Annotated in this window: 26 protein-coding genes; 23 read left to right on the forward strand and 3 right to left on the reverse strand. The window is 34.3% G+C overall.

Going from position 1 to position 21,711, the window contains the following annotated elements; translation table 11 throughout:
* Positions 1-22: 22 nt before the first annotated feature.
* From OQ292_RS10010 to OQ292_RS10075, 14 genes are all read left to right on the forward strand, one after another.
* The gene (locus OQ292_RS10010; protein ID WP_284685920.1) at positions 23-946 is read left to right on the forward strand and encodes an AraC family transcriptional regulator; all 924 of its coding nucleotides are present in this window, start codon (positions 23-25) and stop codon (positions 944-946) included.
* Between the two features lie 62 nt (positions 947-1,008).
* Positions 1,009-1,497 (forward strand): GyrI-like domain-containing protein, encoded by a 489-nt coding sequence (locus OQ292_RS10015; RefSeq protein ID WP_284685921.1) that lies wholly within the window; start codon positions 1,009-1,011, stop codon positions 1,495-1,497.
* Positions 1,498-1,518: 21 nt separating this feature from the next.
* Positions 1,519-2,025, forward strand: coding sequence for a hypothetical protein (locus OQ292_RS10020; protein ID WP_284685922.1), 507 nt, complete (start codon positions 1,519-1,521; stop codon positions 2,023-2,025).
* 112 nt (positions 2,026-2,137) lie between these two features.
* Complete coding sequence (locus tag OQ292_RS10025; protein ID WP_284685923.1) at positions 2,138-2,638, forward strand: hypothetical protein; 501 nt, start codon at positions 2,138-2,140, stop codon at positions 2,636-2,638.
* Between the two features lie 9 nt (positions 2,639-2,647).
* The gene (locus tag OQ292_RS10030; RefSeq protein WP_284685924.1) at positions 2,648-2,812 is read left to right on the forward strand and encodes a GrpB family protein; all 165 of its coding nucleotides are present in this window, start codon (positions 2,648-2,650) and stop codon (positions 2,810-2,812) included.
* 174 nt (positions 2,813-2,986) lie between these two features.
* Positions 2,987-4,996 (forward strand): S9 family peptidase, encoded by a 2,010-nt coding sequence (locus OQ292_RS10035; RefSeq protein ID WP_284685925.1) that lies wholly within the window; start codon positions 2,987-2,989, stop codon positions 4,994-4,996.
* Positions 4,997-5,114: 118 nt separating this feature from the next.
* On the forward strand, positions 5,115-6,065 hold the full coding sequence (locus tag OQ292_RS10040; RefSeq protein WP_284685926.1) for an AraC family transcriptional regulator: 951 nt from the start codon (positions 5,115-5,117) through the stop codon (positions 6,063-6,065).
* 55 nt (positions 6,066-6,120) lie between these two features.
* Positions 6,121-6,798: a DUF8737 domain-containing protein gene (locus OQ292_RS10045; RefSeq protein ID WP_284685927.1), complete on the forward strand. Its 678-nt coding sequence runs from the start codon at positions 6,121-6,123 to the stop codon at positions 6,796-6,798.
* 25 nt (positions 6,799-6,823) lie between these two features.
* Complete coding sequence (locus OQ292_RS10050; protein ID WP_284685928.1) at positions 6,824-7,615, forward strand: hypothetical protein; 792 nt, start codon at positions 6,824-6,826, stop codon at positions 7,613-7,615.
* Positions 7,616-7,697: 82 nt separating this feature from the next.
* Positions 7,698-8,213: a hypothetical protein gene (locus tag OQ292_RS10055; protein ID WP_284685929.1), complete on the forward strand. Its 516-nt coding sequence runs from the start codon at positions 7,698-7,700 to the stop codon at positions 8,211-8,213.
* 102 nt (positions 8,214-8,315) lie between these two features.
* The gene (locus OQ292_RS10060) at positions 8,316-8,891 is read left to right on the forward strand and encodes a hypothetical protein (RefSeq protein WP_284685930.1); all 576 of its coding nucleotides are present in this window, start codon (positions 8,316-8,318) and stop codon (positions 8,889-8,891) included.
* A gap of 81 nt (positions 8,892-8,972) precedes the next feature.
* Positions 8,973-9,404: a GNAT family N-acetyltransferase gene (locus tag OQ292_RS10065; RefSeq protein ID WP_284685931.1), complete on the forward strand. Its 432-nt coding sequence runs from the start codon at positions 8,973-8,975 to the stop codon at positions 9,402-9,404.
* Positions 9,405-9,411: 7 nt separating this feature from the next.
* Positions 9,412-9,954 carry a Crp/Fnr family transcriptional regulator gene (locus OQ292_RS10070; protein ID WP_284685932.1) on the forward strand — a complete coding sequence of 181 codons (543 nt, stop codon included), beginning with the start codon at positions 9,412-9,414 and terminating at the stop codon, positions 9,952-9,954.
* 71 nt (positions 9,955-10,025) lie between these two features.
* Entirely contained in the window at positions 10,026-10,613 is a 588-nt protein-coding gene (locus OQ292_RS10075) for an NAD(P)H-dependent oxidoreductase (protein ID WP_284685933.1), read from the forward strand.
* Positions 10,614-10,648: 35 nt separating this feature from the next.
* On the opposite strand, the gene OQ292_RS10080 is transcribed toward OQ292_RS10075, so the two are convergent.
* The 3 genes from OQ292_RS10080 to OQ292_RS10090 form a co-directional block, all read right to left on the reverse strand.
* Positions 10,649-11,242 (reverse strand): DUF4291 domain-containing protein, encoded by a 594-nt coding sequence (locus tag OQ292_RS10080; RefSeq protein ID WP_284685934.1) that lies wholly within the window; start codon positions 11,240-11,242, stop codon positions 10,649-10,651.
* 81 nt (positions 11,243-11,323) lie between these two features.
* A complete protein-coding gene (locus tag OQ292_RS10085) occupies positions 11,324-12,007 on the reverse strand; it encodes an SAM-dependent methyltransferase (protein ID WP_284685935.1) in 684 nt (227 codons plus the stop codon).
* Positions 11,997-12,590: a hypothetical protein gene (locus OQ292_RS10090; protein ID WP_284685936.1), complete on the reverse strand. Its 594-nt coding sequence runs from the start codon at positions 12,588-12,590 to the stop codon at positions 11,997-11,999. The genes OQ292_RS10085 and OQ292_RS10090 overlap by 11 nt, the downstream gene beginning before the upstream one ends.
* 210 nt (positions 12,591-12,800) lie before the next feature.
* Here OQ292_RS10090 and OQ292_RS10095 point away from each other — a divergent pair, with 210 nt between their 5' ends.
* The 9 genes from OQ292_RS10095 to OQ292_RS10135 all read left to right on the forward strand — a co-directional run bounded on the left by OQ292_RS10095 (position 12,801) and on the right by OQ292_RS10135 (position 21,645).
* On the forward strand, positions 12,801-13,433 hold the full coding sequence (locus OQ292_RS10095; RefSeq protein ID WP_284685937.1) for a macro domain-containing protein: 633 nt from the start codon (positions 12,801-12,803) through the stop codon (positions 13,431-13,433).
* A 30-nt stretch (positions 13,434-13,463) separates the two neighbouring features.
* On the forward strand, positions 13,464-14,282 hold the full coding sequence (locus OQ292_RS10100) for an alpha/beta fold hydrolase (RefSeq protein ID WP_284685938.1): 819 nt from the start codon (positions 13,464-13,466) through the stop codon (positions 14,280-14,282).
* Between the two features lie 36 nt (positions 14,283-14,318).
* A complete protein-coding gene (locus tag OQ292_RS10105) occupies positions 14,319-14,759 on the forward strand; it encodes a GNAT family N-acetyltransferase (protein WP_284685939.1) in 441 nt (146 codons plus the stop codon).
* 15 nt (positions 14,760-14,774) lie between these two features.
* Positions 14,775-15,734, forward strand: coding sequence for a hypothetical protein (locus OQ292_RS10110; protein ID WP_284685940.1), 960 nt, complete (start codon positions 14,775-14,777; stop codon positions 15,732-15,734).
* Between the two features lie 6 nt (positions 15,735-15,740).
* The gene (locus OQ292_RS10115) at positions 15,741-16,178 is read left to right on the forward strand and encodes a DUF3592 domain-containing protein (protein WP_284685941.1); all 438 of its coding nucleotides are present in this window, start codon (positions 15,741-15,743) and stop codon (positions 16,176-16,178) included.
* Between the two features lie 21 nt (positions 16,179-16,199).
* Positions 16,200-16,664 (forward strand): hypothetical protein, encoded by a 465-nt coding sequence (locus OQ292_RS10120; protein ID WP_284685942.1) that lies wholly within the window; start codon positions 16,200-16,202, stop codon positions 16,662-16,664.
* Between the two features lie 46 nt (positions 16,665-16,710).
* Positions 16,711-17,343, forward strand: a complete 633-nt coding sequence (locus tag OQ292_RS10125; RefSeq protein WP_284685943.1) for an SMI1/KNR4 family protein — start codon at positions 16,711-16,713, stop codon at positions 17,341-17,343.
* 74 nt (positions 17,344-17,417) lie between these two features.
* Positions 17,418-19,895 (forward strand): DUF4132 domain-containing protein, encoded by a 2,478-nt coding sequence (locus OQ292_RS10130; RefSeq protein ID WP_284685944.1) that lies wholly within the window; start codon positions 17,418-17,420, stop codon positions 19,893-19,895.
* A gap of 235 nt (positions 19,896-20,130) precedes the next feature.
* Complete coding sequence (locus tag OQ292_RS10135; RefSeq protein ID WP_284685945.1) at positions 20,131-21,645, forward strand: catalase; 1,515 nt, start codon at positions 20,131-20,133, stop codon at positions 21,643-21,645.
* Positions 21,646-21,711: the final 66 nt, after the last annotated feature.

Here is a 21,711-nt window from a genome sequence, read left to right on the forward strand (position 1 = left end):
ACTGTAATTTGATAAATAAAAAATGCCAATCTCCAAAAGTGATTTAGAAGATGAATATAAAAGCAGAATCAACAGGGTTTTTGAGTATATCGATGAAAACCTGATGGAAGATTTGTCTTTGGAAACGATCTCTAAAATCGCATTTTTCTCTCCTTATCATTTCCATAGAATATTTAAAACCATTACTGGCGAAACTCTAAACGAATACATTACCAGACAGCGAATCGAGAAAGCTGCCGCTATGCTTTTACATAATAGCAATAGCAGCATTACAGAAGTTGCGTTTCAATTTGGTTTTAGCGAAAACTCCGCTTTTACCAGAGTATTTAAGAAGTTTTATCAGTTGAGTCCAACAGCTTTTCGTGAACAACACACAAACAAGTTTAGCAAGATAAATCAACTTAAAAGCAAGAATGGTCAAGCCTACCCAAGTCGTGAACAATACCTTAGCAACATTGATAATCTTAAAAAATGGATTAAAATGAATGCTAAAATTGAAGTAAAGGAAATGCCCAAGATGGAACTGGCATACATCACCTGTATCGGAGATAAAAATGTGAGTAATGCATTTGATAAACTAGTTAAATGGGCAATGCCAAAAGGTTTGTTGGCGAAAGAAGAAACTAAAATGCTTACCATTTACCACGATAGTTTTAAAATTACCGAGCCAGAAAAAGTGAGAATGAGTGCTTGCATCTTGCTAACAGAACCAGTTGAAACCGAAGGTGAAATCGGCTTAACTACCATAGAAGCAGACAAGTTTATAAAAGGTAGTTTCGAAATAAATCTTTCAGATTTTGAGCAAGCATGGAGTGGTTTATTTATCTGGATGAATGAAAACGGATATAAAAAAGCAGACAGAAACCCTTTTGAAATTTTCCACAACAACTACCAAGACCACCCAGAAAAAAAGTGTCTTGTTGATTTATATATCCCTATTGAATGACAGATTGTTGTAGAACAAAGAAACCATAAAATGTTATTTAACTGAATAAAATCGACAAAAATATGCAATACAGAATTGAAACTATACAAGAAAAAAAACTGGTAGGAAAATACTTAACCATGTCATTTGCTAACAACAAAACTGGTGAGTTATGGAAAAGCTTTATGCCTTTAAAGAATCATATTCATAATAAAGTAGGAACAGAAATGTATTCTCTACAAAGCTATCCGGCTAATTTTTTTGTGGGATTTAACCCAAACGCCGAGTTTGAAAAATGGGCTTTGGTGGAGGTTGAGAATTTTAATAATATGCCAGAAGGTTTAGATAGCTTTACACTAAAAGGTGGCATGTATGCTGTTTTTGTTTATAAAGGTTATCCGGCTGAAGCAGCACCATTTTTTCAGAATATTTTTGCAAATTGGTTACCTAATTCGCCTTACACACTAGACATTCGCCCACATTTCGAAATACTGGGAAGTAAATACCAAAATAATAGTCCAGAATCTGAGGAAGAAGTATGGATACCAATAAGAGAAACGTTTAGCGTTTAGTTGTATAATTTTAATATTTAAATGGATAATAGAAACTCTACTTTTGTTACTGTACTTGCTTGGGTTTTAATCATATTCTCAGGTTTTGGTTTAGTAATTTCGATATTCCAAAACATTTTATTGAATACTACTTTCCCTATAGAAGAATTTGAAAATGCGATAACCACTGATGCAGACGATGGAATTTACACGCTAATTTATTCAAATTTTAGACTCATAATCGCTTTGGTAGGCTTAATGATACTCACTTTTTTTATAAGCTCTATAGCTTTATTAAAAAGAAAAAACTGGTCGAGAATAAGCTTATCTATATTGTTTAGTATCGGTATACTTCACATGGTATTTTCAATATTAATGCAATTTTATTTTATCGTAGGAGATGAAGGCTTATTTGACATAGGCGATCCTTTTTTTTGGGGGATATTGTTTATCGCATTCTTTGGAATAAGCATGATCTCTTTATTACTGTGGTTAATATTTAAGTTAAACTCTAGCAAGATAAAAGCTGAATTTATTGGCTACAGTTAACCTGTAATTGCATTATACAGTTATTTGCTATTCCTAAAAATAAAAAAATACTTGTCGATTTTTCGGTTGCTGAATCACTAACGCACAGGCTTTTTTGCATAAAAAAACAACTATGCAAAAAGTCTATATCTTAATCTTTTCGATTCTAATATCTCAATCTGTTCTTGGTCAAGACCTTGGGGTGTATGTATTTGCTAGAACACCACAAATGGCGAGCTACAACTTTAAAAAAGCTAATTCCACTTTTAGCCAAGGTGTGTCGAGTGGTATTGGTTTCACACATAAAGAGTTATTCTTAGAGCTAGGAGCTTACATTTTAGAAGGAGATAGCTATGGTTATTATTCCTTTTTCGGTTCCAATCTTAATTCGGTAGATTTTGGTAATTCCATCCATATAAATACAAATCTATTTGGCGAAGTAACCAATATACCTTCTCAAGCAGAGCAATCTGATTCATCATGGATATTTACCAGTGGAGTGAGCTTTTTCCCGAATGTTCAAATTCAGCAGTTAAATGTTGGGGTGCCTTTGTGTTTAGGTTTGGCCTATCAAGATGATTCTCTTTATCTAAATAGTAGATTCATTCTCAACCTTTCTTTCTCGATAAACTAGTTTTCATTCATGAAATACAAATTAGACATAGAAGAAACTCAATACGAAAGTTTAAAACGAGCATTGAGCCAACAAAACTGGAAAGACGGAAACGAATATAATGCAGGCAAAGATAGCTTTATAAAAAGAGAAGAAGCCAAAGCGATAGAATGGTATAAGCAACAGAAAAGTTAAAGTGATAACAAACTGTAGAATACTTTTTTAGCTGAGTATTTTATAGTTTGAGTGAAACATCGGAGCTGATTGATTTAAATAATTGTGTAGCCAACAATTTTGTGAGTAGATTTATACATCTGAAAAACCAGCTTTTTTCAGTCGCTAATTATTAACAAACAAAAAAACTACACAATGAGAATCACCACACTGTTTTTTTTATTATTCACAGTATTTCAGGTACAGGCACAAAGCGGGAAGAAAGTGATGTCTGTAATCGATTTTTTAAATGTTCCCGGAGTTTCAAACCCACAGCTTTCTCCTGATGGGAGTGAGTTGGTTTATGTATTTTCTGAAAGTGACTGGGATGCCAACAAACAAGTTGGGCATATCTGGAAAGTAGGTATCGATGGAAGCAACAGCTACCAGTTTACCTACGGAGATGGTGGCGAAGGTAGCCCTGCTTGGTCGCCAGATGGCAAATGGATAAGCTTTATAGCTAAAAGAGGAGACAATGAAGCTAGCCAACTTTACCTTATCCGTGCAAATGGTGGAGAAGGTAAACAATTGAACACGCATAAAACTGGTGTATCAAATTATACTTGGGCTCCAGATGGTAAGTCGATCTATTTTGTGGCAACAGACACATTATCTTCTGATGAAGAAACAGCCAAAAAAGAAAATGACGATGTTTACCTCTACGATGAAAACTACAAGCAAAAACATCTTTGGAAAATTACCTTAGAAGATGAAAAAGAAGCGCAAATTACTTCTGGCGATTATTCTATTTTGAGCTACGATCTTTCTGCTGATGGTAAGAAAATCGTATTTCATAAAGGAGTAAATCCATTGTACGATTACTATCCTAAAAGCAATGTTTGGGTAATGGATAGCAATGGAGAAAATGCAGTACAATTAACAGATAATGATGTAGCAGAAAGTGGAGCTAAAATCTCTCCTGATGGTTCGCAAGTATTATTTACTGCATTTACCAACAAAGATTTCGAATTATATTACAATGATAAACTGTTTGTTCTTCCTGCTGATGGAAGTAGCAAAGCTGTAGTGCCAATCAAAGATTTCCCTTACGAAGTTTCTACTGCTGAGTGGGCTGCTGATGGCAAATCGATCTTTTTAATTGCAAATATGGGTAGCCAAACTCAACTATGGCAATTCCAACTAAGCAACAAAAAGCTTACTCAGTTAACCAAAGGTAATCACTCTGTAGGTGGTTGGGATTATGAGCCAAAGTTAGGCAAGCATGTAATGACAGTAAGTACCATGGAAAATCCGGGTGATGTGTTTAAACTGGAAAACGGCTCACTTACTCAGGTTACTCATCAGTACGATTACTTAGCAGAAGAATATTATTTGCCAAAGCAAGAGCTTATTACTTGGAAAGGTAAAGATGGTGTAAAAGTAGAAGGTTTAGTGTACTACCCACACGATTACCAAAAAGGTAAAAAATATCCATTAGTAGTGCAGACACATGGTGGACCTGCTTCGTCAGATAAGTTTGGCTTTTCAAGAAGTTTTACTAGATACAATGCTGTGTTTACTGGAAAAGGTTATGTGGTTCTACAACCAAACTATAGAGGTAGTACAGGTTACGGAGACGATTTTCTTCGCGATATGGTAGGTAGCTACTTCCACCAATCTCACTTAGATGTAATGGCAGGTGTAGATTATTTAATTAAAGAAGGTGTAGCTGACGGAGATAAATTGGTGAAAATGGGTTGGAGTGCCGGTGGCCACATGACCAACAAGATTATCACTTTTACAGATCGTTTTAAAGCTGCCTCTTCGGGTGCTGGTGCTATTAACTGGATTGGCATGTATGCACAAAGTGATGTAAGAACTTACAGAACCCCTTGGTTTGGTGGTACTCCTTGGCAAAAAGATGCACCGATTGATAAATACTGGGATCATTCTCCGCTAAAAGATATTAGCAAAGTTACAACACCAACATTGGTAGTTGTAGGTGAAAGCGACCCAAGAGTGCCATTGCCTCAGTCTTTGGAGTTGTATCGTGCTTTAAGAAGTAATGGTGTACCAACACATTTATTAGTTGCACCAAGAGAGCCACACGGCTGGCAAGAATTAAGACACCGTTTGTACAAGATTAACATGGAATTAGATTGGTTTGCTAAATATGCACTAGACCAAACTTTCGAATGGGAAAAAGTGCCGGAAAAAGCTGATTGATGAAACCCTTTGACTTGTGAGAGGGGAAGTAAATATTGTATAAGTTAATTTTGAAATTGCAGGCAAACGCAGCATAAACACTGTTTTGCCTGCAATTTTTTTATGCGTAAATTAGAAAATGCTACTTAATGAATTTCCAGATTTATCGTGGATAAGAAAGCAATCCAAAAGTAATTTTGAAGACCAACGAGGTGTGAAAAATATTTTGCTGCCAGACAAAGGTTGGCCAGATGTAATTTTAAATACAAAGTCTTTTGGTGCAGAACGAAATGGTATACTGGCTCCCTTTAGTATTTTTATGAATCTAAAAGGCAACAGTAAAGTAGTAGCAGATGGCAAACAAGTAGAAATTACCGAAAATACTTTTTGTGTTGTAAACAAAGGGCAGCATTACGATTTAACCATTCCAGAAAGTTTTTCGCCCACCCACACATTTAATATACACTTTAGCGAAAAGCTGTTTTCAGAAACTTTGTATGCGCTTAGAAATTCGCAGAGTAATTTATTAGATAACCCTAATATGTATCAGCCAGTAGATCATCATGTATTTGTAAGGTCGAGTTGGAAAGATGCAAAGCAGACGCGTTTAATTAAGCAAATTATACAGTTACAAGCGCAAGCAACAGATTATGTTTTGGAAGAAGAAGCCATGCTGTTAAGCGCTTTTTTAGAAAATATACTAGAACAAACAGATAAAGAATATAAGGGTTTTGAAAGTATATCTTCCCAATCGAAAGCGACTAGAGAAGAATTAGTCAAAAGACTCTCTGTAGCTACCGATTATATGCATGCAAACTTTTATAAAAACATTTCTGTGGACGAGTTGAGTGCCATAGCTTGTCTTTCTAAATTTCATTTTATCAGAACTTTTAAAGCCGCTTTTTTCTGTAGTCCGCATCAATATATCATGAACTTGCGACTCCAAAAAGCAGAAGACTTACTTAAATATTCTAATAAAGAAATTGCCGAAATCGCTTTGGCTGTTGGCTTTGAAGAACCTAATTCGTTTTACAAATTCTTTAAAAAATACCGTAATTCTTCCCCTTTAGCTTATAGAAAAAGTAAATAGCAATTTTGGATAGTCATCTATGAGCATCATCCATTAATATTGAAATAAAAAAGCTATGGTTTTAATAGGTTTCTATCTCTTATCTGCAATAATGTTTTTTACAGTGTTTATGCTGTTTAAACTCACAAATGCACCACAAAAATTTTATATCCGATATGGTTTGGGCTTTCTGCTATGGTTGCTTTACGTAACTTTTATATCAGCATCAGGAATACTCAGTAATTTTAGTTTGCCACCAAGAATGCCCCTGTTAATTGTAATTCCGGCAATTGTGTTTATTATTTACATTACTTCCACAGATGTTTTTAAAAAGCTCATGCAGCATATTCCATTACATGTAATTATTTACATACAGTCATTTCGAATAGGAGTAGAGATTTTAATTTATGGCGCTTTTATCAATGGTGTTTTTCCAGAAAGAGCGACTTTCGAAGGTATTAATTACGATATTTTAGTGGGTATTTCTGCTTTAATAGTGGCTTTTATAGTACAAAAAAACAAGATTGGAACACAGGCAATTTTTATTTGGAATGTAGTATCACTGGCGATTCTAACTGTTACAGTTTATGCCTTTATCTCATCATATTACTTTAGCGATTTTCTGGAAGCGAATCAAAAACTAGCTTTCATTAAAATGCCTTATATATTGTTGCCATCGGTTTTACTTCCCTTTGCCATATTTTACCATGTAGTTTCTATTAGGCAGTTGGTGTTTAAGTTAATAAGAAGTTGATTTTGTATTATAAGTTGAATAGAAAATGATAGAAAAAAAGGTACTTGAACTTGTTTCTTCAATAGATGAATTTACTCAATTTGTTCATCATAAAATTGTAATGGAGGTTTTAAACTCAAAATTATATATTGAAGAGCCCAGAAAGTTTTTTTATACTGTGCTAGTTAAAAGCAATAATGGATTAATGGCTTCTAACCAGTTGATTGATAAATTTAATTCTCTTCCTCATATCCTTGATAGTTTATTCGTCATATTAAGATCACTACTCTCAGATACAATAACCTTTTATTATGTTTTACATAAAAGCTTTGAAAAGGAAAATTTAGAAGAAAACATTAAGAATTTATATTTTGATCATATTCGTTGGTCCTTAGAAAATGTGAAAAAAGTTCATAGAGTTATTTTTTCATTGAATGAGGAACAAGTTGATGAGGAAATAAATAAAATTAAAATGATAAATAAAGAATTTTTTGATGAAAATGGTGAACCTACTGTAGAAAATAAATCAATAATGCCTAGTGCTGCAATACGCTTTATCTTTAGTAACAATACTAAAAAATTGAATATAGAAAATTTAAAATATGCTTTTTCACTTTATGAAATATTTTCAAAATATGAGCATTTTGGACAGTTTAGCTATGGTTTAGTACATAGGCAATTTAAACAAGAAAACAAACAACAACTTTTTGATGAAATTAAAACATCAATAGAAATAATAACTAATACTATTAATCACACATTAAATGCTTGGCCTGATTTACGAGATAAAACCAAAGATGCTTTAACATTATTAAGAGAGCAGATTTCTAAAGTATGATTAGTTAAAGTTAATCTAAGATACATTGACTTTCTCAGCGCAATAGGCTAACTTATTGTAACAGATTTTTTAACTGATTACAATGAAAAATAAAACCATTTATCTGCTTCTTGGTCAAAAAGGCAGTGGAAAAACTTTTATAGGTTATTTGTTTGAAAAGCATTTCCAGATAAAATTTATTAGAGTAGAAGATTGGGCAAAACAGATTAAAAAAGATAGGCAGATTGATAATGAGTCTTATTTGCAAGAAGTATTCTCAGCCATTGAGAAAGGAATTAGAACAACGTTAACCGAGTGCGATCAATTAGTTTTTGAGTCAACCGGACTTACTATTTATTTCGATCAGATGCTTGCGAGTCTAAAGCGAGATTTTGAAGTTGTTACAATTCAGATGCTAGCTGATCCAAATCTGTGTTTAAACAGGGTAAAAACCAGAGATCAATCTATTCACATTAATGTTTCAGATGATCAAGTAAACGCGATTAATACGCAAGTGCTTCAAAAGCAATTCGAAACAGATTTTATTATAGACAACAACCAGCAAACAGAAGGTGCTATTAAAACTATGATAGCTGAAATCTTAGAGACTATTAATTGAGTATTTGTTAGCCGCATAAAATACCCCAAAATTGACTATTTACTAATTTATTGGATTCTTGAATCTCGATTTACTAAAGCCTATCTCATCAAATATTAAAGAATGACCAGAAAACTATTTATTACGAGCTGCTTTTTACTTTGTGTGTTTTCATGTTTTAGTCAGAACCTTACTAAAAAGCAAAAAGAATATGCTACTATAGGTTCATCTTCAATTCAGTATTATGCTAAGAAGAAAAGCCTTAATAAAAATGTGATATATGTTAATGGAGGCATTATACCCTTGTGGGAAGCTTATAACATCAATTATGAAAGAATGATGGTAAACCTCAAAGGTAATTTTGTAAATAGCCTTTGGGTAAGAGCCGGAGCAGGTGGTTGGGGTTTGCATACAGAAAAAGGCGGGCATGTGTTAACGACTTTTATGATGCTTTTAGGTTCAAAAAATAGTCATGTTGAGTTGAGTGCCGGAGTAACTCTGTTGGAAGAGGCACTTTCTGGTAGCAGTAATAATGATTTATCATATCAAAACCCCAATAGTTATTCTAGTGATGAGAATCCTTTGTATCCGGCGGGTGGTGTTTCATATAGGTATCAGAAACCAGAAGGCCACTTTATTTTTAGAACCGGAGTTACTTTTCCAGAGCATTTGCATTTCAGTTTTGGCTATGCTTTTTAATACTTAGTTACTTAAAACTAACCGGAATTTATTCTCTCTACCTTTACAGCTAACTTTGTTTAGTAACAAAAGTGGAATTGCATGTTAGTAAAGATAACTCAAATAACGCCAGAAGATACTTGGCATTTACGACATACTGTAATGTGGCCAGATAAACCTGCATCATATGTTAAGCTAGAAGAAGACAAACAAGGCACTCACTATGGTTTATGGCAAGGTGAAGAGCTAATTGGAGTAGTTTCTTTATTTTATGAAAATGGCAAGGCTCAGTTTAGAAAACTGGCAGTAAAAGTCTCTGAACAGGGTAAAGGTTATGGCTCAAAGTTACTAGCTCACTTAATGCAAGAAGTTACTCATCAAAACATTTCTCTAAATCAAAATATTCAATCTATTTGGTGTAATGCCCGATCAGACAAAACCACTTTTTATAAGAAGTTTGGTATGCTCGAAACCGACAAAACCTTTAGCAAAGGTGGAATCGACTATGTAATTATGGAGAAGCTTTTAAGTTGATTTAATGATGAGTGACACAAGCGAAAATAACTTGGATGTATGGAAACAATTTAGCCACTTATTTACTAGAAAAACTGTAGCACCTAAAGCAGTGCTGCTTAATGAGGGCGAAGTTTCTAAAAATGCTTATTTCTTAGAGAAAGGCTGCCTTAGACTTTGGTTTAATCACGATGGAAAAGATATTACTTTCCAGTTCTTTTTTGAAGGAGAAGGCGTTTCTTCTATTGAAAGTTTTAAAACCGGAGAGCCAAGTTTATTTACCATTGAAACCATAGAAGCATGTGAGCTAATAGTTATCAGAAAAAATGATTTTCAAACTATTATGGATTCGTCACCAGCCATAAAGAAAGAAATAGAGCATCATATTTTTAAGCGCTTGATGTATTACCAAAAGCTATTTCTAGGCAGAATTAGAGATAATCCAGAAAAGAGATATCATGAGTTATTAGAAAATTATCCTCATATTTTGCAAAGAGTTCCGCAACATTATATCGCTTCTTATTTGGGTATTACACCAGTTTCGTTAAGTAGAATTAGAAATAGGAGATAATGCATTTCTTTACAATTGTTATTGTCCACCACTGAGTTGCTCACTGATATTTGTGTTAAAAAAAGACACAAATGAAAACACTCATAGTATTCAACCATCCCTATGAAAAAAGTTACTGCAATAGTATTTTAAATTCAGTAACAACCGGTTTAAAAAAAGCCCAACACCAAATTGACTTAATTTATTTGGATAAAGAAAACTTTAATCCGGTAATGACTGCTACAGACCTACAAGCTTTTGTAAAGCGCAAACCTGTAGATGCCAAAGTAATCGAGTATAAAAGTAGGTTAGAAGAGGCAGATCATTTAGTATTTATTTTTCCAATCTGGTGGGAATTAATGCCGGCACTCACCAAAGGTTTTATAGATAAAGTGATTTTCCCTGGTGTTGCTTACGACTATGCCGACGATGGAAATAAAATGATTCCACTCTTAAATATTAAAAGTGTAACGGTAATTACCACGATGAACACCCCCAGTGTTTTATATCGCTTCATTTTTGGTAATGCGATTAGAAAAGCATTGCTTACTGGCACTTTCTGGAAGATAGGCTACAAAAAAAGAAAGTGGATTAACTTGAGTATGGTAAAATCAGCTTCTGAAGAGAAAAGAAAAAAATGGTTAACAAATATCGAAAATAGATTTGCTGCAATAGCATAAGTAATTTGTAATCTCAGAAAAGAAGTTTGGTGAAATTACCTAATTCCAATTCTTTTTTCAATATCTTGTGGCAAGGGATAAACTCGCTCGTTAGGGAGCAAGCGTTTGGCTTCTTTGTGTTTGCCTTGCGTTTTAAGTTGATGTATTTTTCTGGTAAGCGGAGTGTAATCGGCAATTTCTTCAATCCACTCATTATTCAACTCCTCAATTAAAAATCGGCTAATGCCTACTTGTATCGAGCGCTCTTGCAGTTTACCACCTCTTAAAGTTCTTTCAGGGTCCCACTGTATATGAACTTTGGCTTCGTTAAACAGACTTTCCCACTCAATGCCATTGGCATAAATTTCTTTATCTGGATGAGTTAATACGCCCAAAGACAAAGCCTTTTCCCAACAAGCTCTTTTAATTTTAATGGCTAAAATATATTCCTGATTAGCCTTTAAACCCCAATTGCTTCTTTCCATCAACCATAAATAAGAAGGTTTTATCCATGTCATCCGGTTAAAGGAAAAAGGCTTCTCGAAGCGATTATTTTTAATGGCAGGCAATGCAATGGTTTTATTATATGCCTGATAAACTGTAATTGTATTTTGGTTATACTCAGCTCTTATTTCTTGTAATCTTCCCAATGTGTTGTTTAAATTTAAAGTGCTATCGTGAAGCAGAATGAAATTTTTGTGGGAATCTTTGCTGTTGATTTATCAATAAACTTATTCAATGTTTTTCATCACAAGCATTTGATTTCCACCTTTTTGAAACTCATAGTTTACCTGCTCAATTTTCACTTCATACATTTCAGAAAAATGCTTGATGATCGGTTCCAATACTTCCGATTTTTCAGCATTCAGATTAAGAAGTGGAAAAGTGCGGACTTTCTTGCAAATTCTCATCATTTCTGTAAGAGATTTCAAATGAAATTCCAGTCCTAACTTTTCATACAAGATTAAAAAATGTGAGCTTAATCCGAGTTCAAACTCTTTGTCTTTGAAATGAGTTTTTTCAGGAAGCTGATGCATAAGATATCTTCCTTCAATTAGTCCCGAATCGAAGTCTTTCAGAAATTGGTGCATAGCTTGAGTTCTCAATAGATCAAGTTCTTCTATGTTTTTGATGATCTTCCAAATAAAAATTTTAGCATTGCTTTTAACTTGTTCTAAAATCTCTTCCCGTACTTCTTCAAACCTCGTTTCTAATTGCTCTTTAGAAAATTGATAGATGGGATCAATGGATATACAGTTGCCATTTTGCTCTGTTAATTCTTTATTAAAGCTGGCAGGTCCATCTCCGAAACTGATAATTTTTTTATTAAGATCAGCAGGAGTAAGACTAAACATCTGTTTGTATTCCATTAATGTTCGTCCCCAAGGAACTACACTTTTTAACTCAAAACTCATTGCCTTTTAATGTTGCCTCTACTTTTTTAAAATTTTCGATAAGTAATTCTTCTTGTACAACTATATCGCTCATGGTAATGCTCAGAAAAGATGCGATGTTTTGAATATCCATTTTATCACTCGAAAAATCTTTATTGATAAAGCTGGTCATGAGCATTTTTCCATATTCGTTGTAAGTCTCTTGGAAAGTATAAAGTTGGTTGAGTGCCTGTATTTTTTCAATGGGTAACTCATTAATAATTCCAGTTTGAATGCCGGTGTTGTAAGCGCTACTAGTGAGGTTTATAATTTGAGTACCTTTAAAAAATGAGGGCTTTCCTTGTAGTTTGCCATTGCCAATCACTGTCGTGTTTTGCGGATTCGAATAAAACTGACTGCTATCGAGCAATGTTTTATGGTATTCGTTTACATATTTCACTTTTTGAAGGTTGTTTTCAATTTCAAGCACGATGTTATCAACCAGTGATTTCATCTGTGAATTACGCTTGTTACCATCAGCCCAGTCTGTAACCAAAAAGCCCAGATAAACCCCGATCATTACAGGAATAATCTGAATAAATATATCTCCAAGTTTCTTTTTCATTTGGAATAAATATACATATTCAGATTAAAAAAGGCTTACAAAAGCCAAGTAAAGCAGGTTTTCTTAAGTAGAAATAAGATAGTTGTTATATATCATATCAGAACATCTTAATTATAGATGCTTTTATTAGTGAAGATTCTATGAGAGGTATAAAGTCTATTTTGAAAAAATTCTAGACAATACTAACTTGCAGCTAAATCCCAGAAATTTATGATATTTAACTTAGTTGGCATTGAGCCCAAACTAACAGAAGCATGGAAAAAAGTATTTAAAGGAATAAACGAAGTAATAGTAAAAGAAGCCTCCATTTTCGACTGTCCCAGCGATGTAATTGTGAGTCCGGCAAACAGTTTTGGTTTTATGAATGGAGGAATCGATTTCTCCATCTCCAAAAATCTAGGCTGGCACATCGAAAAAGCCGTTCAGAAAAAAATTAGGGCAGAATTTTACGGTGAATTATTAGTCGGGCAAGCGCTCATAGTAGAAACAGCGCACAAAGATTTTCCCTATCTCATATCAGCCCCGACTATGCGCACTCCAATGACGATCTTACGATCTCCCAATGTGTATTTGGCAATGAAAGCGATACTTACTTTGCTAAAATATGGCAAGCTAGATAATGGTGAGTCAATTAGTAGTAAAGTAAAAACAGTTGCCATACCGGGTTTGGGCACGGGTGTTGGGCAAGTACCACCCATGATGTGTGCACGACAAATGCGTATAGCTTGGGAAGATGTAATGAACGAAAAATACAATTCTTTACAAGGTTGGGAAGAATTACGATCTAATTATGCGTATTTTTTCACCTACGACGAAAGAGATTTAAAATACGATATCCCTTGAGTTAATCATTCACAACTTAATTTACTACTCATGTCACAAACAAGAAAAATTCGTGGAATCAATCTGGTGTATGATGATCTAAAGCCTGAATTATCTAGCGCTTCAACACCGCCAATTTTATTTATACATGGGCAGCCTTTTAACAGGAGCATGTGGAAATATCAGGTAGATGTGCTCAAAGATACTTATAGGCTAATTATTCCAGACTTAAGAGGATATGGAGAAAGTGAAGTGCCCAATGCCGATATGGTTTTGCTCGACGAGCTGGCTTTAGATATGGCAGAACTGCTAGATGAACTGGATGTGGAAGATGTGATAGTAGCCGGGCTTTCTATGGGTGGGCAAATTGCTTTAGAGTTTTATAAACTTTTTCCAGAAAGGGTAAAAGGCTTAATACTCGCCGATACCGATAGCAGAGCAGAAGATGAAGAAGGTTATACCAGAAGGTTGATGTTGTCTAAGAAATTGGTGGACGATGGCATGAAAAAGTTTACTGCTGATCGAATTCATCATTTTATCTCGGCGTACAGCATGGAAAATAAACCTGAGGTAGTACAGCATCTCACAGAAATGATGGAAAACACCAATGCCAAAGGTTCTTCTATTGTGCAGAGAGGTCGGGCAGAGCGTAAAGACCTTACTTATTGCCTAGATTCTATCGATGTGCCTACTTTAATAGTAGTTGGTGAACACGATGAGTTTACACCTGTGAGCACAGCCGAGTTTCTACACGAAAACATTTTAGATTCAGCATTGGCGATTATTGAAAAAGCTGGCCACATACCCAACATGGAACAAACAGACCAGTTTAACGAAGTACTTTTAAAGTTTTTGAAAGAAGAGTTTTAGGAAAGTATGCGGTTTAATCACCCAAAATAAAAGCTCATGAATCTAACATTTAAAAAGGCTACAGAGGCTGATATCGATTATTTGCTTTGGTTGAGAAAAGAAACCATGAATGAGCACCTAGCAAAATCTGGTTTGCAGGTAAGCGACGAAGAGCATTTAAAAAGATTGATGTATCAGTTCGATGCTGCCAGTATTATTTTTTACAATGGTGAGCAAATTGGTTTATTAAAACTCTTAGAGTCGGAGGGTTATAAAGAGATTGTGCAAATACAGATTGAGCCAGCTTGGCAAGGTAAAGGTTTAGGTACAAGGGTTATTGAGACTGTAATTAGAGAAGCTAATCAAACAAATGTATTTCTTAAACTGAGTGTGTTAAAGGAGAATAAAGCTAAAAGGTTATATGAAAAACTAGGTTTTACAACTGTAAGCGAAGACGAACATTCCTTTTACATGGAATATCATTCTAGCCATAATTAGCTATTAAATGTAGCTTTGCAGAATAATATTCAGATAGAATTGGACTTTATTTATGTAGATATAATGAATAAAGTAATGCATATGCAGAAATTCCAAAGTATTCTAATTGCAATCATACTTTTATGGTCTTGCCAAGAAAGTAGTCATGAAGAAGCTGATCACACTTTAGCTCAAGATTCAGTTACTGTAAAAGTTCCACAAGTGAGTTTGAGTGATTCGGTTAGCAAAACCCCTCAAAAAATAAATAAAGAATTACCCATCACTTTAAAAACTTTAGCCGATTTTGAGAAAAATGGGCAAAGCAGAGCAGAAAAAGCGAATGATAGTTTATTTGTTGCCTTTCTAAATGCATTCACGAGTTACGAAAATAGTTTAAACGAGGGTGCTGATTATGATGATTATATTTCACTCGTATATTCTTCTGATGAAGAAATAACACCTAAAGCTATTGCTTTTCGAGATAGTGTAAAGCAATTAGGGTTTTCTCTAGGAGCGTCAGAAGGTTATATTTTTCTTAAAAAAGATTCTGCGTTTTTAGCGCAATTCTATCCTTACCTCAGTAAGCGAATGAATATTTTTCTACATGAATATTCAACAGAAATAGAGCGACCTTTTAGCAATGATGCTGGAATTATAGTAAGCATCGATGAGCATGTTAGACGGATGTTGTTTTGGGATGCTTTTTATTCAGAAAACCCAGACTTTGAATTACCAGATTACGCAAAAAATGAATTTGAAAAATACCTATTCTATTTAATGTTTGGTATGGAGAACACACCGGTTTACGATAATTTAAAATATGATACAGTTTACTTAGAGGTATACAGAAATATTGTTGAAAACTACCCGACTACAACTGCTGCATCTTATTTAAGTGAATATTTGGAATTGATCGAGCAAAACGATTTCATCTTTGAAACCGAATCAATTAACGAATATCGAAAATCAAAAACTAAAGAGTTTCTCAACTACTAACTTCCCATGATAATATTATTACTTCCCTTTCTATTAGCTGGAATTACATTGTTTTATATGGGTTATTCTGAACTGGAAGAAGAAAAAGATTTTTTACTAACTGCGATTAAAACAGAAGGCGAGGTAGTAGGAGTATTAGATGTAATAGTTGAGAGAGAATACGATGAAGATGGAGATATAGCAATAGGAGGTTACCTTAATGTAGCGCCGATTGTACAGTTTGAAACCAGAGATGGCTATTTATATAAAGTAAGATCAAAGAAAACTTATGATAAGTTACCAGCTACACATTTTGAAGTCTGGTACAATCCAAAGGACCCAACAGATGTAATGATTGATAATTACTACTTGATTTCTAATTATCAAAAATACAGTCAGTTTTATGGAGGTATAGGGCTTATTATGTTATTTTTTGGGATACTTATTTATACTTCGATTGCCTAATAAATATCCAATGTACTTCTTATGAAATATGAATTTGACGACAGTGATTTAGACAAAAAGAAACAGCAGGCTAAAAAGAAATTTTACATGAGTATGTTTTTGGGCGTACCCGCTATTAATATCTTTTTCTTTGCATCTAATGAGGGCATAAGAAATAACTTAATAATGTTTTTGGTGTGCCTTGTGTTTTCATCTGCAATTTGTTACTGGCAGTATAAAATAGAATTGAAAAGGATAAATTCATTTATCTCTTACTATATAGAGTTGACGGAAACGAGCATAGTAGCAGTCCATAATCAAAAGTATCTTAAAGACTTACATTATTCTCAGATCAAAGAGATCAAAGTAGAAAATGATATGCTACATATTATGGATAAGCATAGTAAACTTATCCCTCGTAAAATATTTATAGAAGTAAAGCAGAAAGAAGATTTAATTCATCAATTAAAGCAAAAAATCGCAAATTATAGAGAGCAGAAAACTTAATCGAAATAAGTCACTTTAAACCTCACCCACCTAAAACCAATAAACCATGAACCCGATAGAACAATTAACCGAGACACTTTCTTCTAAACTAGATATTTATGAGTCTTTTTTGAATGAAGGAGCAAGCGAACCGGAAATTAAAGAGATTGAAAAAGCAACAGGTTTAAGCGTTCCAGAATTACTCTCACAATTATTACAAAAATACAATGGTGAGAAAAAGACATTGGGCTTTTTAGGTTTGCGCTTTTTGTCTTGTTCAGAAATGATTGCACAGTGGAAGTTGTTAGATCAAATTTCTTCTCAGCCTGATTTTAATGAAGGAGAAAGACTTTACTTTCAGTCTGAATTGCTCACAGCAAAATCTTTTTTTAGCAATAAAAGATTGCCTTTTGCTCACGATGGTTCTGGTCAGTTGCTGTGCATAGATTATATACCTGATGAACAAGGTAATGATGGGCAAATTATTTACCTGCCAACCGCAGAGCCAGAACCAATGTCTGTTATTGCATCTTCTTTCGATAGCTTCATTCAATTTATTATAAAAGCATTGCAGTCGGGCAACTTAGCACTGTACGATGATAGGGAAGACTACGAAGAAGATGAGCAGCATTTTGCGGAAATTTATTTTTACAAACAGTGGAAACAAGATTGGACAGATATTGCTGCGGAATATAAATAACAAAAAATGGATAAAAATTAGGCCTTTTGTAAGTTTAACCTAGAATCAATCATCTAACCAACTATAAATAACCAATGACCACCGCTAAAGAAATACGGGATAGTATCAATGAAGAGTATTACCAAAGAATCGCAGAGGGAGAAAATTACTATTCAATAAGAGACTATTTTGCCTTTTTCTACATAGAAAAATACTTTTCGCCAGAGCAAAAGCAGGAAATCAGCAAAAACGTGCTATTCGAATTAAAAGCCAGAGCCAGTGAGAAGCGGATGCTCGTTCTCGAAAAATATAAAAACTTTACAGAGGAAGATATCAACAAAGTATCAGAAGAATTTAATGCTTTTAATGGTATATTAAATTACTTGGTGCCACCAGCCGCAGAGGTAATTACAGAAGCTGAGTTGATAGAATTGCTGAATTATTACGATGGCAAATATGTGCTTCAATACAAAGTGGGGCATAGCCATGCATGGCTAGATTATGACATTAGCTCAGCCTTACTCAACCCAAGCCAAATTTTCAATTTGGTCATTCAGTTCAAGAAAAAGCAGACACATTCAGACAAGCTTACCCAAAAATTGAAGGAAATTGAAGAATCTTCATTTATCCAAAGAGATTATCTTTTAGGTAAACTAAATAGTGTAATTGCATTAGATAATAATGCATTAAATTCTGAGTTGGAAGTCGCTAAAAAAGAGATTGAACTAGAAGTTAATACACTTGCTAGCCACAAAAAATGGAAGTGGTTGCAAGACTATCCCATCGAGTTTATAGCTGATAGAAATGAGTTTTATGAGCTCGTGGTGGATTTGTCTAACATCAATTATTTTAATCTTTATGCTGTTTCAGATGAGCTAAAGGCTAAAATTGCTAAGGTTAACCCAGAGAAATTTGAAGTATTTGTTTTAGATGTTTTAGAAGATGCGAAGAACGATAGTAAGAAAAGAAGCGGTTGGTTTTTAGGTGAAAAAGTTATTGCCTTTCGGGTTTTTGTTTGGTTAATGCATTATCTGAAAACGCCTAATCAATATGCAATTCTGATAAAAATAGGAGAGAAGTGTTTCACTAAAATAAAAGGAGTAGGGCCGACTTCTAGAAAACTGGGCGATGTGGTTTTAAGGATTTTGTTTGAAAGTGAGACCATAGAAGGTTTGGGTGCTTTGCTTACCATGGATAGCCGAAACAAGTATCCGGTTTTTAAAGAGGCATTGAAAGAAGCTATTCGAAAAGCGATTAATTATACCAAGCTCAATCCGAATGAGGTAGAAGATTACTTTATCTCAGACTACGATTTGGTAAATGGTACTGTGCAAATGAGTTTTGGCGAATACTCATCTGAAATTCAGGTGGAAAGTTTGGCTAAAGTAAGCTTGATATGGTATAAACCAGATAAATCAATTCAGAAAAGTGTACCAGCAAAGGTGAAGAATGAATTTGCCAATGAATTAAAGCTTTGGAAAGCCACGCAAAAAGACATTAAAAAAGAGCTTTCTGGGCAAAAAATGCGAATAGAAGCTTTTTGGAGAAAGAACAAATCTTGGCCGTTTGAAAAGTGGAAAAAGTATTTGCTAGATCACCAACTTCTTAAATTCTTAACACATAGTTTAATCTGGCAATTTGACACCGAAGGCAAAACCCAAAGTGGATTTGTAGTAGATGGTCAGTTAGTAGATTATCATAAAGAGCCTTTAACCGAAATAGAAAATGCCACAGTTACTTTATGGCATCCTGTAAATGCTGCAGTAGAAGAGGTGCATTTGTGGCGATCTTTTATGTTGGCAAACGAAATTAAACAGCCATTTAAGCAAGCTTTTAGAGAAGTGTATTTAGTTACTGATGCAGAAATCAATACTTCTACTTACTCAAATCGCTTTAATGGACATGTATTAAATCACCATAAATTTGCGGCACTGGCGAAACAAAGATTATGGAAATACGATAGCGTTTATACTTACGATAACCCGTTTATTGAATTTCGTGAATATAAAATTAGAATCACTTTAGATTTACAAACTCAGTATACACTGGCTGTTTCTGAAAGGGTTCACTTTAGAAATACACAAGAAAATGTAGCCCAAAAAGCAGAAGATGTTCCCACTATTGTTTTCTCGGAAGCCATGCGAGATGTAGATTTATTTGTGGGTGTTTGTTCTATCGGGATGGAAGACGAGTGGAACGATAATAACCACATGAATTACTGGCAGAGTTATTCAAAATCTGAACTTTCGGAGTTGGCTAAGACCAGAAAGCAGATTTTAGAAAACCTCATTCCTAAGTTAAAAATTAAAGATCAGTGTGGGTTTACAGATAGAAGTTTGGTGGTAAAAGGCAAACTGAAAACCTATAAAATCCATTTTGGTAGTGGTAATATTTTAATGGAGCCAAACGATCAGTATTTGTGCATTATACCAGACAAAAGCAGAGGTGCATCGAGCAAAAAAATATTCCTTCCATTCGACGATGACCATGTGCTTTCCATTATATTAAGTAAAGCATTACTATTGGCAGACGATGATAAAATTACCGATCCGGTTATTTTAAATCAGTTATAAAAATTAAAATCTATAAGTATAAAAGCATTCTTTTTTGCCGAAAGAATGCTTTTGTTTTTTTCAGCTTATCCTTTCTACTACAATTTTTTTCGTATCAGGTTAAAAGGATTTACTTAATAGGGACACTGTTATGAGTAGTTATTTATTTTTTAAATAAAGGTGCAATAATTATCAATTTGATAAATATTTCTTGTCTATAGATTTTTGTGGGAAACTAAATACTTACATATCATAAATGAGAAAATTAAATTTTATCTTAATTGCATTGTGCATCAGTATGAGTGTTTTTGCACAAGACATGACCACAAACACAGGAGCGCCTGTGGGAGACAATCAAAATTCAAAAACAGCAGGTGAATATGGTCCAGTACTATTAGAAGATATCCACTTAATTGAAAAACTGGCTGCTTTCGATAGAGAGAGAATTCCTGAGCGTGTTGTACACGCAAGAGGTGCAGGAGCTTTTGGTTACTTTGAAGCCAGCAAAGACATGTCTGAGTTTACCATGGCAGCTCCATTTCAAGAAGTGGGTAAAAAAACTGAATTAGCAGTACGTTTTTCTACTGTAATTCATGGTAAAGGTTCGCCAGAAACTGCTCGTGACCCACGCGGTTTTGCTGTTAAATTTTACACAGAGCAAGGTAACTACGATATTGTAGGTAATAACCTGCCAATCTTCTTTATCCGTGATGCGATCAAGTTTCCAGACATGGTACATTCTTTAAAGCCATCACCAGTTACTAATAAGCAAGATCCGAATCGCTTTTTCGATTTCTTCTCAAACATACCAGAGTCAACACACATGATCACTAGATTATGGACAGACCTTGGTACGCCACTTGGTTACCAGTATATGAATGGTAGCAGTGTACATGGCTTTAAGTGGATAAATGACAAAGGTGAGGTAATCTATGTGAAGTATTCATGGGTTTCTAAGCAGGGTGAGAAAAATATGAGTGTAAAAGAAGCTGCTATGCAACAGGCAAAAGATTGGCAACACGCTACAGTATCATTACGCAATGATATTGAAGAAGGAGATTATCCACAGTGGGATTTATATGTGCAGTTAATTAAGCCTGAAGATATCCACAGTTTTGATTTCTGGCCTTTAGATGCTACTAAAGATTGGCCTGCTGATAAAATCGAGAAGATTAAAATCGGAACTATGACATTGAACAGAAACCCTGTAAACTATTTTCAGGAAGTGGAGTCAATTGCATTTGCACCAGGTTCTTTAATTCCGGGAGTTGAGCCTTCTGAAGATAAACTTTTACAAGGTAGATTATTCTCTTACTTCGATACACATCGCCACAGACTAGGCCCAAATTATTTACAAGTTGATGTAAATAGGCCTAAAGGTAAAGTAGTAAACTACAATGCAGATAGTTACGCAAGTACTAGAAACCAGAATTTTGATAACCCTGATGTTAACTACCAACCAAGTAACAAAACTCCGGTTGCAGAAAATACAACATACAGAGCATCAAAAACTACATTAAATAATGTAACTATCACTCAACAAAAAATTAGCAAAACCAACGATTTTGCTCAAGCGGGTGATTTCTACAGATCGCTAACAGATACCGAAAAAGACCATTTAATTAGCAACCTTGCTGGTGATTTAGGTCAGGTAACTGATAAAAACATCCAGAAAAAAATGATCACTCATTTCTATAGAGCCGACAGAGATTACGGTATGCGTGTAGCAACTGCGCTTGGTTTTGATAAAGAAGATTTTATGGGTCATTAATTATCAAGAAAGTCAACAATAAGCATCTATAGATAAACAGGTTTTCCTCTGAGTTTTGAGAGTTTT

Origin of the sequence: Chondrinema litorale (genome assembly GCF_026250525.1) — a bacterium.
Taxonomy (GTDB): domain Bacteria; phylum Bacteroidota; class Bacteroidia; order Cytophagales; family Flammeovirgaceae; genus Chondrinema; species Chondrinema litorale.

Bases quoted from the DNA above. Each gene is read 5' to 3' on its own strand.
- OQ292_RS10010 (WP_284685920.1), top strand. From the start codon at position 23: ATGCCAATCTCCAAAAGTGATTTAGAAGATGAATATAAAAGCAGAATC.
- OQ292_RS10015 (WP_284685921.1), top strand. From the start codon at position 1,009: ATGCAATACAGAATTGAAACTATACAAGAAAAAAAACTGGTAGGAAAA.
- OQ292_RS10020 (WP_284685922.1), top strand. From the start codon at position 1,519: ATGGATAATAGAAACTCTACTTTTGTTACTGTACTTGCTTGGGTTTTA.
- OQ292_RS10025 (WP_284685923.1), top strand. From the start codon at position 2,138: ATGCAAAAAGTCTATATCTTAATCTTTTCGATTCTAATATCTCAATCT.
- OQ292_RS10030 (WP_284685924.1), top strand. From the start codon at position 2,648: ATGAAATACAAATTAGACATAGAAGAAACTCAATACGAAAGTTTAAAA.
- OQ292_RS10035 (WP_284685925.1), top strand. From the start codon at position 2,987: ATGAGAATCACCACACTGTTTTTTTTATTATTCACAGTATTTCAGGTA.
- OQ292_RS10040 (WP_284685926.1), top strand. From the start codon at position 5,115: ATGCTACTTAATGAATTTCCAGATTTATCGTGGATAAGAAAGCAATCC.
- OQ292_RS10045 (WP_284685927.1), top strand. From the start codon at position 6,121: ATGGTTTTAATAGGTTTCTATCTCTTATCTGCAATAATGTTTTTTACA.
- OQ292_RS10050 (WP_284685928.1), top strand. From the start codon at position 6,824: ATGATAGAAAAAAAGGTACTTGAACTTGTTTCTTCAATAGATGAATTT.
- OQ292_RS10055 (WP_284685929.1), top strand. From the start codon at position 7,698: ATGAAAAATAAAACCATTTATCTGCTTCTTGGTCAAAAAGGCAGTGGA.
- OQ292_RS10060 (WP_284685930.1), top strand. From the start codon at position 8,316: ATGACCAGAAAACTATTTATTACGAGCTGCTTTTTACTTTGTGTGTTT.
- OQ292_RS10065 (WP_284685931.1), top strand. From the start codon at position 8,973: ATGTTAGTAAAGATAACTCAAATAACGCCAGAAGATACTTGGCATTTA.
- OQ292_RS10070 (WP_284685932.1), top strand. From the start codon at position 9,412: ATGAGTGACACAAGCGAAAATAACTTGGATGTATGGAAACAATTTAGC.
- OQ292_RS10075 (WP_284685933.1), top strand. From the start codon at position 10,026: ATGAAAACACTCATAGTATTCAACCATCCCTATGAAAAAAGTTACTGC.
- OQ292_RS10085 (WP_284685935.1), bottom strand. From the start codon at position 12,007: ATGAGTTTTGAGTTAAAAAGTGTAGTTCCTTGGGGACGAACATTAATG.
- OQ292_RS10090 (WP_284685936.1), bottom strand. From the start codon at position 12,590: ATGAAAAAGAAACTTGGAGATATATTTATTCAGATTATTCCTGTAATG.
- OQ292_RS10095 (WP_284685937.1), top strand. From the start codon at position 12,801: ATGATATTTAACTTAGTTGGCATTGAGCCCAAACTAACAGAAGCATGG.
- OQ292_RS10100 (WP_284685938.1), top strand. From the start codon at position 13,464: ATGTCACAAACAAGAAAAATTCGTGGAATCAATCTGGTGTATGATGAT.
- OQ292_RS10105 (WP_284685939.1), top strand. From the start codon at position 14,319: ATGAATCTAACATTTAAAAAGGCTACAGAGGCTGATATCGATTATTTG.
- OQ292_RS10115 (WP_284685941.1), top strand. From the start codon at position 15,741: ATGATAATATTATTACTTCCCTTTCTATTAGCTGGAATTACATTGTTT.
- OQ292_RS10120 (WP_284685942.1), top strand. From the start codon at position 16,200: ATGAAATATGAATTTGACGACAGTGATTTAGACAAAAAGAAACAGCAG.
- OQ292_RS10125 (WP_284685943.1), top strand. From the start codon at position 16,711: ATGAACCCGATAGAACAATTAACCGAGACACTTTCTTCTAAACTAGAT.
- OQ292_RS10130 (WP_284685944.1), top strand. From the start codon at position 17,418: ATGACCACCGCTAAAGAAATACGGGATAGTATCAATGAAGAGTATTAC.
- OQ292_RS10135 (WP_284685945.1), top strand. From the start codon at position 20,131: ATGAGAAAATTAAATTTTATCTTAATTGCATTGTGCATCAGTATGAGT.